The organism is Paenibacillus sp. E194 (genome assembly GCF_000935845.1).
Lineage (GTDB): Bacteria > Bacillota > Bacilli > Paenibacillales > Paenibacillaceae > Paenibacillus_B > Paenibacillus_B alvei_B.
The window spans coordinates 1-18,516 of the sequence record NZ_JMDX01000112.1; the positions used below are offsets into that span (position 1 = coordinate 1).

An 18,516-nucleotide genomic window follows, 5' to 3' on the forward strand; every position below is an offset into this window, starting at 1 on the left:
GTCGAAATTGTAATCGTCTTCAAAACCGTCCTGTTCCCAAATGCCCACATTGTATATGATTACATCAATCACATCTTCTGCAACTGCATTCGCTATACGGGAGGAAACCTCATGCTGCGACAGGTCAGCCTGAATCCAGATTCGCTTGACCCCATCTTCCAGATCTAAGCTGGACGGACGATTACGCGAGACAACCGACACTTGATCTCCTTGCTTCGGCAGACCTTTTACGAATGCATCACCTAGTCCCTTACTTGCACCGAAAATAATGTATTTTTTCATTATACCATTCTCCTTTCAGGATTCGGATTATTTCGGTTTAAACAGCGGTTGTGAATCGGTTGTCGCTACTCGCTGGGCGATTTGTGCTAGCTGCTGAATTCCCTCTCGTATTTGGATCTCATTCATGAGTGAATAGCTTAGACGAATCCAAGATTGCATGTCGTTCAGCGGATCACATATATGACCAGGGACAAAGGAAATAGATTGCTGGAAGCAGTTGTGCAGGAGTGCGTCACAGGAAATGTCGCTTGGCAGATGAAGCCATATGTTCAATCCGCCTTGCGGCGTTGTCCATCTCCAATCAATGGGGGCTGCCGATAGTTCCTCTTCCAATACGTCCCGTCTAATTTGCAGCGCGATCCGCAACTTCTCTAGGTGCTGCTGCATCCGTTCAGATTGATAATAATGAAGAAATATTTTTTGTGTGACGAGTGGTGTTCCGTTATCTGCAAGCGATTTGGCTGTGATCAGCGGTTCGATCATCGATTTGCGAGCGAACACCGCGCATATGCGCAAACCAGGAGCGACATACTTGCTGAAGCTTCGCAGATAGACAACCCATCCATAGGTATCATACATGAATAAAGGCTGCGGCGGCACCTCATCGAAATAAATATCATGAAATGCATCATCTTCCACAAGCATGCAACGATACCGCTCAGCCAATTCTACAAGCTGCTTGCGCTGGGACGGCGGAAGCGTATAACCCGTCGGATTATGGAACGTTGGGTTCATATAGAACATTCGCGGACGATGCTGCTTCATCAGCTTTTCTATCGCTTCCAAATCGTACCCCTCCGGCGTGAACTCCACCGGTACCAATCGAGCGCCATGCCCTCGGAAGATGTCAATCGCAGCGCTGTATGTTGGACGCTCTACTAGTATGGCATCGAGCGGTCTAATTAGAATTCTGGCAAGGAGATCAATCGCCTGCTGCGCACCTGTTGTGATCAGAATTTCGTCAATATTCAGATCGACTCGATATTGCCGCATGAAATATTGACACAGCCCATCACGCAGTTCCTCGTCCCCTTGCGGTGTGGAATAGCTCCCCATGAGCTTGGGGTACTTGTCGAATACTTTCTTTACATATTCGGACAGGAACAGATTTGGCAGTAAATTCGGATCGATAAGGGCTTGGGAAAATTGATAATTAGCTGCGACTCGGTGAATATCGGACAGATTGCTTGTTAACTGTATAGCTGTTGAGCTGTTCTTACTATTGAAATAATCTGGTTCAACTGCTGACTTCGATGGGCTTACGTAGTAGCCGGATTTCTCCTTGACATAGGCCACACCGTGCTGCTTCAACAATTTGTAGACTTTGAACACGGTTAAGCGATTCACCCCGAGTTCAGCGGCAAGGGATCGTACCGAAGGGAGCTTATCATGAGCCTCCCACTCTCCTCGTTCAATATTCGTCAATATGTAATCGTATATTTGCTTGGATCGCATCGGAACGCCTCCTTTCCCATCTGAACTTATATTGTACTACACCCATCTTCAATCTGTTCTATTTGGAGCAATTTGTTCTAGTTTAGCACATGTACGACCATACCATGGGGAGTTACAGCAATCGTGATCCAGCCAGTATTGAAGCAGGCGTCTCAGACATGAATCCTAAAAACCATCAATAATTATTCCGAACCAATCCCTAGTCATTCTGCCTCAAATCTTGTGCAGTTCATGCCGTGAAGTTGATGCGGTTAATCGTCCGCATTCACTTGGGTTGTAGCCATAGGTTTTCCGGAAGAGAGAAGCAAAATGGCTGACATTATGATATCCAACCATCATGGCCGTCTGGCTTACATTGGCTTCCCCTCGTTCCAGTACTCGTCTTGCTTCATTCATGCGCAGTTCCCGTACGTAACCAAATACGGTAGTCCCAAATAATGCCTTGAAACCTAGCTTCAACTTGTAATCATTAAGTCCTGTTAAGCGCGCAAGCCCAAGCAGGCTGGGAGGCTGCCTCCACGTTCTTGTCAAGATATCTTTCGCTTCATACAGACATTGAATATCGTCGGCAGTCAGCTTGGAAGTGATCTGTTGTGCTGACTCCTTCTCTTCCAGGCCATCTAAATGAAATGCTAGCAGCTCAAGCGCCTTCCCTTCCAAATACAGCCTTTGGAGCGATCCTTGATAAGGACACTGCTTCATCTGTTCTACAAGCAATGGGATTTGGGCTGAGCCTGCCGTTTGCTTACAGTAGACGGACCTGCTCGTCAATCGTTCAAGCTCAGGAAGTTCGTGATTGAAACACCTGAGATCGATTCGAAGCTCCATGTGCTGCATCTGTTCATTAGGGTGAAGCTGTGCAACCATATTGGCCTCCTGGACATAGATGAGCGAGGACATACCCGGGGTCATTGCAAATTCTTGCGATGACGCTGACCAGCTGCCGCTGCCAGAAGTCGTATATGAAATTTCAAGATGAGGATAATGAATATCGACGTCCATCGTTACCGGACGATGAAATTCTGCGTCGAAAAAATTGATTTCTAGCCCTTTTCTTAAGAGAAATCGCTGTAGCTGCCCTGTTCCGCTAGGTGTCGGAATGGAATAGATGCGCTTCTGATCATTTGCCCGAAGTGAAGGGGTGATATCTATGAAATCTCCGAATGTATCGCCTAAGTCGCGGGACTCGATGTGCAGTTTCAAGACCTTCTCCTCCACTCCATGTCTATATAAGTTTGGGTACATGACCAAAGCAATCCTGTGTCGTTATATTCCCATGAAACCTAGCAGCTTAGATATGACGAACCTGTTGTGCCGTCCCCCAATGGTTAGTCCAAATCGGGCAAATCCATGTATATGTCTTCATGTTAAAGCAAATGATTATCATTATCAATGAATTAAAAATAAAAATCTCTTTTTATCATTTCACTTGTCTTCTTGCCGTTCTTGTTATTATTAGCTGTTTATTAACTACGGTTAGAGTCATATTTTATTTCTCGATAGCTGAATTGCTTATGGCCGGCTTATTCATTACAGCAACCATAGTAATGCTCAATATAAGAACGAGTACACCCATGATTGCAAATGGAACATGCTTATCCAGCCGATACAGCATTGTGCTTAGAATAGGTGCAATTACCGCAGAAATTCCTTGTACGGCCGCAATAAGTCCTGCAACCCCTCCCTGTTGTTCACTCGATACCGCAAGCGATGCGCCTGTCATGAAGCCCGGCATCAACAATCCTGCACCTACTCCGAACAGGGAGAACGCGATATAGTAGCTGAGCAAGCTATTAATAAACAAGAACAGTGCGATACTGCATAGAAGGAGCAGCGATCCGATGAGCAGCAGCTGCTTGGGATGCAGCTTCGATGATTTCATTTGAATGCCCTGCGTCAAAATCATTGCGAATCCTGTTAGCATTAATCCCATGGATACCATGCGGGCAGTTTCTTGCGTAGTGAGTGCAAGCTGGTCTTGAAAATAAAAGCCGCCAATTACCTGCAGCGTAATGATACTGAGCATGGTAATCATCCCGGCCATTAAGTTAAGGGGTATCCCTTTCTGGAACGGACTAACTTTGGGCGGTTTGATGTGATTCAACTGCTTATGAGTAGGAACCAACATGAGCACGACAAAGAATGCAATAAGTGGTAGTAATGCTCCAATGTACAGCGGCCATATCAGACCAATAAATGCGAATACAGCAGCTATTGCAGGGCCGAGCACAAGGCCAAGCCCATTTGCTGCCCCTATAAGGGCCATGCCTGAAGAACGCCCCTTCTCATCGGTTACGTCAGCCATATACGCCTGTGCGGATGAAGGTACAGCTGGAATGAACATGCCAACCATGGCGCGTGCCGCGATTAGAAGTCCAAGGAGTAAGCCCCCTGCTATTCCTCCATGTAATCCAGCATACATCGTTGCAGTGAATATGACATAACTGATGAACATTCCGATGAAGCCAATTAAGATAACCGGCTTTCTCCCTTTGAGATCACTGAGTCGTCCCCATACAGGAGCCATAACAGCCATGGCGACAGAGCCTAATGAAATAATGATGCCTGAATGCACCTCACTTAATCCCAATTCACGAATGAGCGGCGGCATGACCGGCGCAATGATCATTAACGCAACCATCGAGACAAATACACTGAAAAATACGCTAAATCGAATTCTAGCCATCTTGAATGGCCCTCCTCTCCCATACCTCTTGTTCGGATGATTCCCTATAGATGGTATAAGAAAAAGGATTGATCCTGCTACCGCGAAACGGATTGATTATGCCAGTAAACGGATTTTTCTTGATCCCGGGAGAGAAATAATTGTGTTGTTGAGTAAACGAACAATATTTTGTTTTTCCTCCTGTTCAATATGTAGGTTCAGAACAAACAAATTAACACAATTTGATATTGAATTGCTGATAGATTCTTACGTGAACTAAACTTTGAAGATCTGGCAGATGACCTTTAAAAGAATAAAGCGGATGAAATGTGAATCGTTTGATCGAACTGGAAATGGATTAACATGAACAAAGTAAAGAAGCGGCAGCTCCCACACCATTGACTAAAAGTGTATCACTGCCGCTCCAATGCATGATGTTTATTGTTTCATCTTCGTGATTACGTAATTGCTACACCAGCACTTGCATATCCTGCAACAACAGTACCCAATGTAAGGCCTGTTGTAGTAACCGAGAAGACCATTAACAAGCGAGTCTCTGTTGTTACAGGTATAGCTAATCCTGTCGTTACTCCATGTGAGATTGCACCAATTGCTACGATTCCAGTAAGTGATGGTGCTAATGTAACGATAGCTCCTGGAATTGGAGTGAATGTGTTGTTCGGAGTAGTCGATTGCCACAATTGGGCCTGAATCGTTGCAGTTGCTCCAATAAGGCTTAGGGCTGCTGTCGTACTGAAGTAAGCAGAAATAGACGTAATTATGCCATTACGTGGCATCGAGAATGCCATGTTCAGAAGCAAACCTGCCGCTCCTGTAAGATCAATTGTTGCACCTAATGCACTTACGGTCGGTGCAGAGTTTCCAAATCCAATCAATCCGCCTGTTCCTACCAATCCGCCTGCGAGCGTGGTCAAAAGTACAGGTACACCGGAAGCAAATGGGATAATGGCTCCTGTACCAGGAACTCCAGTTGTGCCAGTAACACCGGTAGCTCCAGTAGCACCTGTTGCGCCAGCAGCACCTGTTGCGCCTGTAGTTCCAGTAGCACCTGTTACGCCGGTAGCTCCAGCACCGCCAGTTGCACCGGTAGCTCCAGTAGCACCTGTTGCGCCAGCAGCACCTGTTGCGCCTGTAGTTCCAGTAACGCCAGTACTAGGGCCGGTAGGGCCTGTCGGACCTGTTGGACCAACAGATATCGGTGTAGACAAGATGCTGTCTAGTTTAGACTGCAGAAGAAATTCTTTTTTGGTTAAGTCTCGAATTGTATCTCTTACACTTTGGTTTACAAGTAAAATGTCGCTAATTGTAGCTGGTGGAGAAGTAACACCTGGTAGAGTACCTAAAGCAAACTGAATTTTTTCACCTTCGGCATTAATAATGTGGCTTAATCCGAGCTCTTCCAAAGCTATAGAAGACAATAATAAATTGATTGCATCGTCTCTAGTTACAGAAATAATAGGAGTAATATTGGGGATATTAGATTGTGACAAATGAAATCCCTCCCGCAAGTTGTATTTTCAATTACCCTATAATTATATGAACATATGAAAGAAATGATTGGGTAAAAAACGCAAGGTAAAGACATAAAGTATGTTCCGTTTCTACGCGTCATAACAAACGTGTACTCCTATGATGACGATGGGAAACCAACATCGTGTTTGCATCCAATGAAACGATAGAAAGCTGGATACTGCTTGTTAATACACTTGCTCTCATCGTATGGACATGCATACATCTTATCTTCCTTCCATTGATTAACGTATCGGAGTAATCTGTTCTATTTGCAGTAATCTGTCCTATCCCATAGCGTGTATGATCTATCCAAAAGGAGGAGAAACCATGGTTATCTTCAATTATGTGCTCGTTTGTCTCATCTTCAGCACAACCTTCCTGGCGGTGAAAATTGGTGTGGACGCCTCTGCCCCGCCTTTCCTGTCAGGGGGGCTTCGATTTTTCATTGCTGGAATCCTATTGTTCAGTTGGATGCTATGGAGGAAGAAGGCAAGCCTGTCCTTGTTATTACACAAAGATTCGCTCCTTACAGGGATAGGTCTTACATTCGGCACCTTTGCTGCTCTATATTGGGGAGAACAATTCGTTGCTTCGGGGATCGCAGCGATTCTGTCAGCTACAGCGCCCATTCTAATACTTGTGCTGCAGATGGTCTTCATGCGCCACAAACCCACCATTCACGCTTTACTAGGTTGTGTCATAGGATTTCTAGGAGTTGTTCTTATGCTTGTACCTGGGATCTCAGTATCGGCAAGTGTATGGGTAATTGTCGGCAGCATCGTTATTATCTTAGGTCAATTATTCTATGCAGGGGGTGCAATTTACTCTAAACGGGTTGCGAAGCGCTTTTCATCTACGTCACCATTTGCACTTAATGCGGTTCAGATGATATATGGAGGAGTTTTACTGCTTACACTATCCGTATTTACGGAGGATTGGAACTTTGGGAATATGCTATCTGGTCGCGCACTTGGCTCATTGCTTTATTTAATTGTGATTGGTTCGATGATTGGGCATAGTCTGTTCTATTGGCTTGTCGCCAAGACGACGCCAATATTTGCTTCTACTTGGCTGTACGTATCTCCGATGCTCGCGCTCGTGGTTGGCGTATTATTCTATGGGGAGAGGATCACATGGGTATCGGCTGTTGGCGCAGTAATCATTATTGTCGGCACAGCCATTATCAATTTTGACAGCTTGAAGCAATTGTTCCAACGGTCAAAGAAAAGCCATACAGATCTCCAAGGAGTACAGTCTGGATAAATCACAGCAATAAAGTAAGCTCTCCCGAATGTGTTGCTTCGAGAGAGCTCTTTCTTCATTTTTTCGTTCATATTCACCGATAAATAATACATCTTCGCTGAAAAGCAAAGATATATACTGTTATATCGCCATGAGGATCCACATCAAACGTCTTCACAGCAATGAAATGACAAGCAGATTATACAGCACGAGTGGCATTCAAGTGATTCGCTCCATACAGAGCCTATTTCTTGACCCATGAATCCTTCAACGGTACGATCCGGTGAAATTCGAGAAGTTGGTTTTCGCTACCTTGCTCTCTGGCAAAATAACCATGTCTGATAAACTGGAATCGCTGTTCTGTTAGAGCTTGTGCTGCCCAAGGCTCCAACATAACGTTAGAGATACGAGTATGTGAGTCTGGGCAGATTCGGTCAGTCCAGATGATTTCGTTATCCTTCGGTACAGACTCTTCTAGCAAGAGGTTCTCGTACAAATGCACGACAGCCTCCACAGCATGAGCAGCAGACACCCAGTGAATGGTTCCCTTCACTTTCCGTCCAGTATAGCCTGTGCCGCTCTTCGTGACCGGATCGTATGTGCATCGAAGTTCTGTAATTTCTTCGGTTGCTGGATCTTTGATAACTTCATCACACCGGATAAAATAAGCACCCTTCAATCGAACCTCACCATTTGGACGTAGTCGGTGGAATTGGCTTGGTGGTTGCTCTAGAAAATCATCTCGCTCGATATAAATGGTTCTCGAAAAGGGAACCTCCCGTTGGCCCAACTGCTCATTATGAGGATTGTTCTCCAATTGCAGCCATTCTACTTTATCCTCTGGATAGTTTGTTATGACAACCTTTAACGGGTGCAGTACTGCCATGATGCCGCTAGTTCGGTCTTGAAGATCCTGTCTTGCGCAATGATCCAGCAGCGAGATATTCGCGGTGCTCTCGATCCGAATGCTGCCGATCTCTTCGATGAATGCACGTATACTCTCTGACGTGTACCCTCTTCTACGAAGGCCGCGAATCGTTGGCAATCTTGGATCGTCCCAGCCCTCAACGAGTCTCTCCTCGACTAACTGCCGCAAGTAACGCTTGCTTGTTACGACACCCGTGAGATTCAAACGTCCGAATTCGCGCTGCCTTGGAGGCTCTGGAACTTCGAGTTCGCGGAGAACCCACTCGTACAGAGGACGATGGTCTTTGAATTCAATCGAGCATAACGAGTACGTGATGCCTTCGATGGCGTCTTGAATCGGATGTGCAAAATCATACATCGGGTATATACACCAGTTATCCAATGTTCGATAGTGCGCAGCATGAATAATTCGATATAAAATCGGATCCCGCAAATTCATGTTCGGCGAGCTCATATCGATCTTGGCGCGGAGCACTTTAGATGCGGTAGGAAAGTCTCCTTGTCTCATGTTAGTAAATAGCTCCAAGTTCTCTTGTATCGTGCGGCTGCGATAAGGGCTATTTCGGCCAGGCTCTGTCAACGTCCCCCGATAATCCGCCACCTCGTCTGGCGCAAGATCGCAGACATATGCCTTCCCTTTCCTAATTAAGGTCACAGCCGCTTGGTAAATCTGCTCCGAATAGTCCGATCCATAATAAATATAATCGGGATCATATCCAAGCCATTTCATATCCTCAATGATGGAGTGAACGTAATGGATCTCCTCCTTCAGAGGATTCGTGTCATCGAATCGCAGATGAAACAAGCCTCCATACTGCTTCGCAAGCATATAGCTTGTGTGAATGGCATAGGCGCTCCCAATGTGGAGATAGCCATTCGGCTCTGGGGGGAACCGCGTGCACATGCTTCGACTGAACGGCGAAGCTTCTTGTTCCCCGTGTATGAGTCTGTATAAATAATGGTCCGTTGAATATGCAGTATCTTGATTCATGGCGACGCCTCCTCATGAACTTGTTGGGGTGAATCGAGTGTGAGCCCATATCTAAAAAAACGCAATAAAAAAACCTCACCTCCAAGACGTTAAGTCTTGGGGACGAAGTTATCGTGGTACCACCCCGGGTTCATTAATATGTCGCCATATTAATCTCATCAAGTACGGCATAAGAAGCATGCTTATACTCTAGCTCTATAACGGGAGCTCCCGTCATGCCATCCCACAGTTGTACGAATCCGGCATGCTGCTCAGAGGCTTGGTTCGGGAAACAGCTCATTGCTCCTTCTCAGCTGCAGGAGCTCTCTGTATATGTGCATATTTCCTTACTCTTCTCATCATCGCGTTTCTGATATTGGGATAGATAATAACAAATCATTCCACCAATGTAAAGTCGGATGTTAGACAGCCTTCTTCTCCTTCACCGATGGATTGTACAATTCGTAGTTTCATATCAGAAAATGGGTGTGAGAACATGATGGCAATGGCGCATCACAGAACATGACCGTATCCATATTGCCTACTCCTTACTCCCCTCTTGATGACATGATTCCTCTCTCGATTGTGCCCGCTTGTGTCGAATAGATGCAGCGAGCAGCAGAAGCGGAACTAAGATTCCGAAGGTAGCAACGAACGGAATCCAGGCCGTCTTATTGTAGTCGTTGTAGTGCACCGAGGACGGATGTACAATAATGGAGAAGACGACTAATAGAAGACTTAACGGATATACAAGTATTCGGTAATCGCGCAGTCGCAATGTCTGTGAGAGACCTACACAGGATACGTAAAAATAGATCGACATTTTGAAGTAAATGGTAATGAGCCACATGACAGCTACAACTACTTCGACATGCTGAAAAAAAGACCCAATCATTATTCGTTTGGCCAGTGCATAGCTCGGATATAATTGCCGTGAAGTTGTCTCTGCTCCGAGAACCAGGATCGTACAGGCGATAATGATTGTCAACACAATACCGGCTAGAAGCACTCCGATATAGAACGCTTTTGTTGCTTTGCTCACTTCTGGAGTGGATGACGGATAGATCATTAAGAAGACGACAGCTGGAAACAAGTATATACTGCTGAACAATAATGTCGCACGGATCATCGGTTTCATACTCGACTCGAAGATGGGCTGAATCTTATGTATATCGATCTGTGGCGTAGTGCATAGAAGAAGAATAAGGAGCAAGAGTATGAAGTATGGAAATAGAATCTCCGCAGACCTTGCAAGCACCTCTAAACCTAAGCGCACGCCCATCACAACAATGATTGCGAATATGATGTTCGTAGCGATCATAGGAGTATTGGGCAATATCTGAGTTGTCATGAAGAAGCCCATATAGTTTAGCAGCTCCGATGAAGTGATTAATGCAAAGAAAACGAAGAACCACGAAATAGCTGTCCCAAGCCATTTGCCAAAGCGCTTCTCAATCATTTCAACAAGTGTCATTCTCGGATGATGCTGTGCGACGATGCTGTACAGCTTCACAAGAAGCATGCTTATTCCAATGCTAATAATTGATGCAATCCACGCATCCTGCTTCACCTCTTCCGCCAAGCTTGAAGGGATAACTAAAACCGCAGTTCCAACAGAATATAAGAAGACGAGAATTGTAAACTGACGAACGCTGATATTACTCTGTACCCCACTTCCCATTCTTATTTCTCCTCTCGTTCATCCCTTCAAGATCGTTGAAATAAAGGTTGTAATTGGTCTATAGATGGCTTCAACCATGTCAAGCGGGCTTGGTACTTTAACATGAAATGCCAGAGCGATTCCAAGTACTGTGCCGAGTGTAAGCAGTATACCGAATGCGACAGCTTCTTGTTTACTTCCGCTCTTCGACAATGCTGGGTATTCCACGAAAATAATGGTGGCTGCAATAATGAGGATCCCTAAACTAGCTAAAATATGTCGTAATCCTCCATTCCCTATATTGTGGATATTTGTGATCAATCTATTTCAATTATCGTCGTTGAGCATTTTTTTAAACGGGCTGGTAATAAATTCCCTAATGAAAAGAGCCCCTCATATTTGTGAGGAGCTCATGTGTAATGTACCTAGCTGTTGATTACGACTCATGCTGCAGCAATCGAGGCAGCTCGCTTATGAGCCATTCTCGTGATGCTGCGTCGCTGTTAACCTTGTTGATATCTAACTCGTACACCTGTCCGTTTTTCACAGCAGGAAGTTGGTTCCATACTTTGCTCTTCAAAAGCTCATCCGAATCTTTCTGTGCAGCTTGATCGATTGGCTTCAATACGAAGATCCGATCTCCGGCATATTCCGGCAGTTTCTCTGGTGAAATCTCCATAAATCCGCGATCGCTCTTTAATATGTCCATAACAGGCAGAACGGGCTTAAAACCTAATTCTCCATACAGCAATTGCGGTAAACCTGTCGAAACCATTACGAATAAGCGGTTGCCTGGATACATCGTAAATACGGATGCTGTCTCATTTGGCTTTGCACCTTGATCGCGAATTTTTTTTCCACATGGCTGCCTCGTTATCCGTATATCGCTGAATCCATTTCGCGGCCTCCTCTTTTTTGCCGAGCAAATCGCCCAACACGTTCATTCGTTCTTTAAGGGGTGCGAAAGAATCAAAGGTCACCGTTGGAGCGATCTTGGACACTTGGGAATATACATTTTCATCGTTGTTGGCGATAATGATGAGATCGGGTTCTACTTCTATCGCCTTCTCGACGCTGAAGGGAAATCCGATATCCGTGGAACCTGACAATTGATCCTCATAAGAGGTGCCGACGATGCTCAGCTTTAATATCCCCTTTGGCATAACACCGAGGGCAAGGAGATCTCCGGTCGTTTCCCCATGATAGATAATACGCTGCGGGTTTGTAGGTACTTCTACAGTATGGCCACTCCAGTCCGTAAACGAACGAGTCGTTGCTTGAGCACTTGTCTCACGTTGATTCTCCTTATGTAGTCCTGCTTGAGCTGATTCATTGCTCTCTGCTGCTTGTTCTGTTCCAGTCGGGGCACTTCCCCCTCCACATGCCGTTAACAATGTTGCGATAACTGTAGTTAATAATATAAGCTGCCCTGCACGATTCCGTTTGGGTGATTTCATTCGAGCAGTTCTCCTAACTTATTATGTAGTGAAATATATTGATAATGATTATCATTACCATCACATGACTAAGTATATATATACTTTCTTTATTGCACAATGGCGAATCTAATTTATTTTGGTAGACGTGTACACGGATACCCGGACAGGGCGCGTCTCAATTCGGATTAGAATTGACTATGCGGATGAAATGAAATAAAATACAACTATATTAAATTGAATAGGCGATGGAGTTCGCCATAACCGCCGTCTAGGCTAATGACTCCTACCAGAGAATTAAATTCCCTGGTAGGAGTCTGTTTTTTTGTCCAGAATGGTAATGACAGAAAGGATGATGAGATGTTGTGAAGAAATGGAGAGGGTTGCTCATACCTGTCTTACAGAAATCTACATACGCCGCTATTATGGCTTCTTTATTGAAGTGGATTGTACTTGGGAGTATCGTTGGGCTATTGACTGGTTCTGCCTCTGCGATATTTCTCATCAGCTTGGACTACGTTACGGGGACGCGAATCGAGCATCCTTGGCTGTTGTACCTGCTGCCGCTAGGCGGTGCTTTTGTCAGTTACATGTATTTAAAATTCGGTAAGAACAGCGCGAAAGGCAATAATCTTATTATTGAACAGATTCATGATGGCAAAGAAGCGATTCCACTGCGTATGGCGCCGCTAGTCTTGTTCGGTACGCTTGTTACACATCTGTTCGGCGGCTCCGCAGGCCGTGAAGGGACGGCAGTCCAGATGGGCGGCAGCTTATCCGAATGGCTTGGCAAAATGCTGCGTGTCGACCAGACTGATCGTAAAATTCTGCTCATCTGCGGCATTAGCGGTGGGTTCGGTTCTATATTCGGCACCCCGCTTGCGGGTACAGTATTTGGACTTGAGGTGCTGGCCATCGGACTCATCCGTCACGAGGCCTTGGTTCCTGCATTCGTAGCGAGCTTTGTTGGGAATATTGTCACCTCATCGGTATGGGGAGTATCACATGTCCATTACGTCGTCAATGATTTTCCGGAGTTATCGCTGCTTGTACTGGGAAAGGTTGTGCTGGCCTCCATCTTATTCGGACTTACGAGCCGGCTGTTCAGTCAACTGACCCACTATTTGAAAAAAGGGTATGCCAAGCTATTTGCAAATCCGATGCTTAAAAGTGCGGTAGGCGGGCTAGTTATAATCGCATTCGTGTATTTCGTTGGATCACGCGATTATCTTGGCTTAGGAATTCCGCTTATTCAGAGCTCTTTTACGGAGGACGTATCTCCATTTGCCTTTCTTGGGAAGCTCATTTTCACTTCCTTTACGTTAGGTGCAGGCTTTCAGGGCGGTGAGGTCACGCCGTTATTTGCCATCGGAGCTACATTAGGCAATGCATTGTCGGGCATCTTGCAGTTGTATGCCCCCTTCTTGGCTGCACTAGGATTTATTGCCGTATTTTGTGGAGCAACGAATACACCGATCGCCTGCTTCCTGATGGGAATTGAATTGTTCGGTTCCGAGGGTGCGATTTATATGTTTATCGCCTGCTTGATCAGCTATTTATTTTCAGGTCATACGGGTATCTATACATCACAACAAATTGGAGTGTCTAAAGCGAAGTTGATACGGATTGCAGCAGGAAGTACGATTGGCGCAGTCAAAACAGAGCATCGACAACAAGATCGAGCTGAGTAATACGACGATAACCACGTAATGAGGCTGTCCAATTCGTTAGCTTACCTATCTGCGAGGTTCTATCTAATAAGAGAAAGGTCGAGTTCAGGGTTAATTGACGCCCTGTACTCGACCTTTTTGCTTGATTGTCGTCACCTTCCATTCATTGTCGGAAGCGAAAGTCAACTGACCAGTACTTCTATCACCTAAGAACAGTTCTATTTGATGCGTTTATTTCCATGTCACCACGATATTGGTCGGCTGCGAGCTGTTCCCTCCTGGACTGCCGCCACCGCCAAAGGACACGCTCCCCTTCGATGGTATGCTGGTGTTCCAGCCTGCCGATTCAATTATATAGTGATTGCCGCTGCGGCTGACAATACGGGCATCCCATATTTGCGATATAGAACCGCTGTAGTCGAACTCTAAGCGCCAGCTTGTTATATCAGCGGAACCATTATTCGTCAATGTTCCTTGAAAATTATAACCCGTTCCCCAATCGCTTGTAATTGCAAAGGTAAAGCTTACATCCGACTTCGTGGTCTTATCTGTCACAACGGTAACCGACTCGCTTGGTTCAGATCGATTGCCGACAGTGTCGACGGCCGTTATCCTAAATGTATAAGAGGTCTCTGGAGTTAACCCTGTAACGGTTACAGTTGTATCCTTCGCTTGGGCAACCGTACTCCCAGACAGCGACACCTCGTATCGATCCACGCCGGCTTTGCCTATTGATGGTGCCCAAGATAGAGACACTGTCGTATCCGACTTGCCTGTCACCACTACTTGTGTTGGTGTACTTGGAGGATCAATATCCACTGGAGGCTTTTTGGCTGTACGCACGAGCAGCGGAGCGCTCGCCTCGGATACATTGCCTAATATATCCTTCGCCTTCACCGTAAATCGATAGTCCGTGTTTTCCGTTAATCCCTTCACTGTTGCTTCTGTTTGTGGTGTCGACAGTACAAGGCTTCCATCCTTGTATACCTCATACCCGGACACTCCCACATTGCTTGTTGACGGGTTCCATTTGAAGGCCACTTCGCTATATGTCGCCTGTACAACTGACAACCCCTGCGGCACGGTAGGCGGTAGGTTTCCCGGGTCATTAGCGTTTATTCCTAAATCCGCTGCCACTTTATCAATCATCTTTTGCCCCGTGCACGTGTATTTAGAGCTGGTTCGGCAATCCGAGCTCAAATCCCAGTACATGGCGCCACCGAGCCCTTTCGATTTGATGTAACTCGTCTTATATCCGATCGATTGGATATCGTCATAGGCCATGAATTGGCCAGTCGCTGCGTTGAAGAGGTATGGCGCTTTTGCAGCATTATCGATATATCGCTGCGAGGCCCCAGTGGCAATAGTGAGCAAATAATGTTTGCCATCCTGAGCTCCTGCTGCATCGATCTGCTTCCGAACCTCGGCAAGCAGCTTCGTAAAATTATTTTTATCGTTCGGGCTATAGCTGTTCCCCTTAATTCCTTCTACACCTGGGTATTCCCAATCAATGTCGATACCATCGAAGCCATATTCGCGAATCGCATCAACAGCAGACTTGGCAAAATTAATACGGTACTGCTCATTAGCCGCCACATCCGAGAAGCGGTTGGACCAGGTCCATCCGCCTACGGAGAAAAGGGTTTTCAAGTGCGGATTTTTGGATTTTAATTGCTTGAGACGAGCGATATTGCCGCACTTGCCTTTCTGGCAATCTTCATACGGAATATTCAGCGCACCACTAAAATTCGTATTCACGTCGGCCCACGGCTCACCTAATACAATCGCCCCGGTAGGGACACTCCCCTTTTGCAGCGGAACACCAGGATCCGTGCACGACCATGTCTTCTTGTTCGGATTGTCTGACGAGGTCGACGGATTGCCGTGGATGCCGTTTCAGCAAATATCAAAAAAAAGAATAGTTCAGATGAGTTAACTTCGAGGCATCAATATCCGTAACTTGATAATTGCGTCCATAAATTCCCCATGATGTGTAATACCCTACTGATTTATAAGCGGGGATGGCCAGTGAGTCTGTGAGATCTGCTGCATAAGCGGCCACAGTTCTTGATCCGAGCACTCCCCCCGGCCAGAACGAGGAGCTCATTAGAACAAGCAGTCCGGTAAAGAGAAAGAAAATTCGCATTGCATATCTTCTCATGCCGATTAACGGCTTCGTATTGTACATTCTTTCATCCCTTTCATTTTTGAAAAGTTCAGCAAGCATATTGCTGATTGAAAATGATCGACGAATTCCTTAGCCTCACCTCCTTGCGCAGACAGGCTCAAACGAAAAGGAAAAGAAAAGCGGTTATACGGAAACGATACATTTTATGTTAAAAAAAGGGTATTAAGAACTAGAAGCATACGACTTACTAGAACAGTGGTACTACTGAGGAATGAATGGTGAATATGAAAAAGGTCGAATCATGGGAAGGAAGTCAATCTCCCAGAACTCGACCTTTTTTTCATTCAATGGCTAATAGGAGGACATCCCCATCTTACTTGTGATGACTCAGGCTTTCTCATTCCTACTTATTCGGATGAAGATACAGATACAGTCGAAGCAGCATCGGTCTCTGCTACGCTTAGATATTTAGCCCGGGTCTCTGCACCGATGCATATCCATGCTTGTGTAATTCAAGCAATGCTTCGAGGCGGGTCTTATATCGATTCACGAGCTCCTGAATATTGGAATATTCATAGTCCCGCGTGTTGTAAACGAAACGAACGACTAGCTGTCCTCCTACGATCATAGCAACCGCCTCTAACTGGTACATTCGTTCATTGTCCAGTCCGATCGTATCACCTGGCGGCATCGCTGAAAACGTAAATTTTTCATTATTCAGCTCGTTACCAAATTGACCCATATAATTGAAATTTATATTTGCTTTCCTCTCCAAAATTGCTGTACGCCTTGCTGACTCATGCTTGGTCAAATACTTCAGTATCCCATAATTCATTCCCTTGTTCGGAATGCTGCGGAGCATTTGCCGAGTCTGTTCCACGGCTGCGGAAAGGGAATCAGATTGGGACATATCGAGTATGATTGGATACATCGTCATGAACCAGCCGATCGTACGCGACACCTCGATCTCTTCCCCGATTGCTTCTCTTCCATGGCCTTCAACATCCAAGCGAAATGTGCGTCCGCCACTCCAATCCGCAAGCGCCACTCCGAATGCAGTTAGCATGAGGTCATATGCATCCGGGCTTGCTGGCGTATTATTGCTCCGAAGCAGTGTGTCGGTTGCTTCCGAAGAGAATTCAACCGCAACCATGCCATATCGCTCCATACGCCATCGGCAGCTTGCACATCGCTGCGTATACCGAGTGGCAATGGATCTCCTGAATATTGTTCAAGCGCAAGCCAATAAGGAAGTTCCTGAATAACCTCATCCTGCTGAGCATAGGTGATTAGTCTCTGTGCCCACTGCTGAAGAGACGTTGACTTCGGCCTAACACGCAGCGGATGTCCGTTCACAAGCTGATCGTATCCATCAGCAAAATCTTCGAGGAGCACACGCCAAGCATATCCGTCTACAATCAGATGATGAATCGTGAGCAGCAGGTGATCCCCATCCTTCATACGGAATAGACCAAGCTTAACAATTGGGCCCTCGTAGAGATTAATACTCTGCTGCAGTTGAGTTGCAATCTGTTCCATATTTCGCTCAGGATGGTCGACATCTTCTAGATCGTATGATACGAGATGATAGAAGGGCCCTTCATCCGGCTGGCGAATGGTCTGAACGATCGACTTCCCTTCTCGGCGGTAGGTCATTCGCAATGCATCATGGTGAAGAACAAGATCGTCAAATACATGTTCGATGTGCTCTTGCACAAATCTCGACTTACTGAATATGACGAATGACTGATTCCAATGATGAGGGTTTGCGAACCGCTGCTCCCAGAACCACTGTTGTATAGGTGTGAATGGAACGATTCCAGTTATGATCTCGTTCTGAGTGCGCTTATCTGTAGATCTCATGCGGGCAGCTGCCTCACCCAACGTTGGGTATGAATGAAGTTCCTTTACTGGCAAGGTATATCCGTATTGATGCAATCGTCCCATGAGTTGAAGCGCTTTGATCGAATCGCCGCCGAGCTCCCAGAAGCTGTGGTGTAGCCCGATTGGGTGCCTATTTAGCGTCTCCGCCCACAACTCCGCGAGCAACTGCTCACGTTCGGTAACAGGTGCAATATACGGTTGATTGCCAGAAGGCAGTGCGGTCATGTGAAGCAGTGCCTTGCGGTCAATCTTGCCATTGTGTGTTAACGGCATGCTGTCAATCATCATGAAGTGTGCAGGCACCATGTAGCTAGGAAGCTGATTCAGCAGCTGAGTGCGAATGTCTGAGATCGCGAGTTCTTGATCCGAGACAATATAGGCAGATAGCGTCGAGTCGGAAATACCTTGCTGAACCGTGAGCACGGCAGCTTCTTGGATGCCTGTAAGGCGCTGCAACTGAGATTCAATTTCACCTATTTCAATTCGATAACCACGAATTTTCACTTGGTCGTCTGTTCGACCAATGAATTCGATTTCCCCATTAGGCAGCCACCGGGCATAATCACCGGTCATGTACATACGCTTCCACCCATCTGATTCGAAGAAGGGATTCACAATGAAGCGCTGCTCTGATTGCTCCGGCAGATTGAGATATCCGCGAGCA

At 46.0% G+C, this 18,516-nt stretch carries 14 protein-coding genes, 1 pseudogene, 1 riboswitch and 1 other annotated feature; of the genes and pseudogenes, 2 read left to right on the top strand and 13 right to left on the bottom strand.

Annotation, left to right across the window (positions count from 1 at the left end; all coding sequences use genetic code 11):
• The 5 genes from AZ66_RS16220 to AZ66_RS16240 all read right to left on the bottom strand — a co-directional run.
• The coding region (locus AZ66_RS16220) for an SDR family NAD(P)-dependent oxidoreductase (protein WP_044355784.1) at positions 1 to 282 on the bottom strand (282 nt) is incomplete at its 3' end.
• Between the two features lie 27 nt (positions 283 to 309).
• A complete protein-coding gene (locus tag AZ66_RS16225) occupies positions 310 to 1,737 on the bottom strand; it encodes an aminotransferase-like domain-containing protein (RefSeq protein ID WP_044355785.1) in 1,428 nt (475 codons plus the stop codon).
• Positions 1,738 to 1,950: 213 nt separating this feature from the next.
• Positions 1,951 to 2,940 carry a helix-turn-helix transcriptional regulator gene (locus AZ66_RS16230; protein WP_044355786.1) on the bottom strand — a complete coding sequence of 330 codons (990 nt, stop codon included), beginning with the start codon at positions 2,938 to 2,940 and terminating at the stop codon, positions 1,951 to 1,953.
• Between the two features lie 286 nt (positions 2,941 to 3,226).
• Entirely contained in the window at positions 3,227 to 4,423 is a 1,197-nt protein-coding gene (locus AZ66_RS16235) for an MFS transporter (protein WP_044355787.1), read from the bottom strand.
• A gap of 437 nt (positions 4,424 to 4,860) precedes the next feature.
• On the bottom strand, positions 4,861 to 5,913 hold the full coding sequence (locus AZ66_RS16240) for an exosporium glycoprotein BclB-related protein (RefSeq protein ID WP_044355789.1): 1,053 nt from the start codon (positions 5,911 to 5,913) through the stop codon (positions 4,861 to 4,863).
• A 349-nt stretch (positions 5,914 to 6,262) separates the two neighbouring features.
• On the opposite strand from AZ66_RS16240, the gene AZ66_RS16245 reads away from it, so the two are divergent.
• Positions 6,263 to 7,198: a DMT family transporter gene (locus AZ66_RS16245; protein ID WP_044355791.1), complete on the top strand. Its 936-nt coding sequence runs from the start codon at positions 6,263 to 6,265 to the stop codon at positions 7,196 to 7,198.
• Positions 7,199 to 7,421: 223 nt separating this feature from the next.
• Here the strand turns inward: AZ66_RS16245 and AZ66_RS16250 are convergent, their stop codons facing one another.
• The 5 genes from AZ66_RS16250 to AZ66_RS33360 all read right to left on the bottom strand — a co-directional run bounded on the left by AZ66_RS16250 (position 7,422) and on the right by AZ66_RS33360 (position 12,191).
• Positions 7,422 to 9,095, bottom strand: coding sequence for a glutamine--tRNA ligase/YqeY domain fusion protein (locus AZ66_RS16250; protein ID WP_044355792.1), 1,674 nt, complete (start codon positions 9,093 to 9,095; stop codon positions 7,422 to 7,424).
• Between the two features lie 95 nt (positions 9,096 to 9,190).
• Positions 9,191 to 9,446, bottom strand: a binding site (T-box leader).
• A 169-nt stretch (positions 9,447 to 9,615) separates the two neighbouring features.
• Entirely contained in the window at positions 9,616 to 10,755 is a 1,140-nt protein-coding gene (locus AZ66_RS16255) for a GerAB/ArcD/ProY family transporter (protein WP_044355794.1), read from the bottom strand.
• A gap of 18 nt (positions 10,756 to 10,773) precedes the next feature.
• Positions 10,774 to 10,947 (bottom strand): hypothetical protein, encoded by a 174-nt coding sequence (locus AZ66_RS16260; RefSeq protein WP_231586905.1) that lies wholly within the window; start codon positions 10,945 to 10,947, stop codon positions 10,774 to 10,776.
• A gap of 223 nt (positions 10,948 to 11,170) precedes the next feature.
• Positions 11,171 to 11,536: an ABC transporter substrate-binding protein gene (locus tag AZ66_RS33355; RefSeq protein ID WP_269433094.1), complete on the bottom strand. Its 366-nt coding sequence runs from the start codon at positions 11,534 to 11,536 to the stop codon at positions 11,171 to 11,173.
• 19 nt (positions 11,537 to 11,555) lie between these two features.
• Positions 11,556 to 12,191, bottom strand: a complete 636-nt coding sequence (locus AZ66_RS33360; protein ID WP_269433095.1) for an ABC transporter substrate-binding protein — start codon at positions 12,189 to 12,191, stop codon at positions 11,556 to 11,558.
• Between the two features lie 214 nt (positions 12,192 to 12,405).
• Positions 12,406 to 12,466: riboswitch (Fluoride riboswitch) on the top strand.
• 129 nt (positions 12,467 to 12,595) lie between these two features.
• On the opposite strand from AZ66_RS33360, the gene AZ66_RS16270 reads away from it, so the two are divergent.
• Positions 12,596 to 13,861: a voltage-gated chloride channel family protein gene (locus AZ66_RS16270; RefSeq protein WP_044355796.1), complete on the top strand. Its 1,266-nt coding sequence runs from the start codon at positions 12,596 to 12,598 to the stop codon at positions 13,859 to 13,861.
• A gap of 210 nt (positions 13,862 to 14,071) precedes the next feature.
• Here the strand turns inward: AZ66_RS16270 and AZ66_RS16275 are convergent.
• The 3 genes and pseudogenes from AZ66_RS16275 to AZ66_RS16280 form a co-directional block, all read right to left on the bottom strand.
• Positions 14,072 to 16,028: pseudogene (locus AZ66_RS16275) on the bottom strand (glycosyl hydrolase family 18 protein).
• A 400-nt stretch (positions 16,029 to 16,428) separates the two neighbouring features.
• On the bottom strand, positions 16,429 to 17,121 hold the full coding sequence (locus AZ66_RS33365) for a condensation domain-containing protein (protein ID WP_197081715.1): 693 nt from the start codon (positions 17,119 to 17,121) through the stop codon (positions 16,429 to 16,431).
• Positions 17,028 to 18,516 (bottom strand): condensation domain-containing protein (locus tag AZ66_RS16280; protein ID WP_156159987.1); only part of this gene is annotated, 1,489 nt, incomplete at its 5' end. The genes AZ66_RS16280 and AZ66_RS33365, both read right to left, overlap by 94 nt.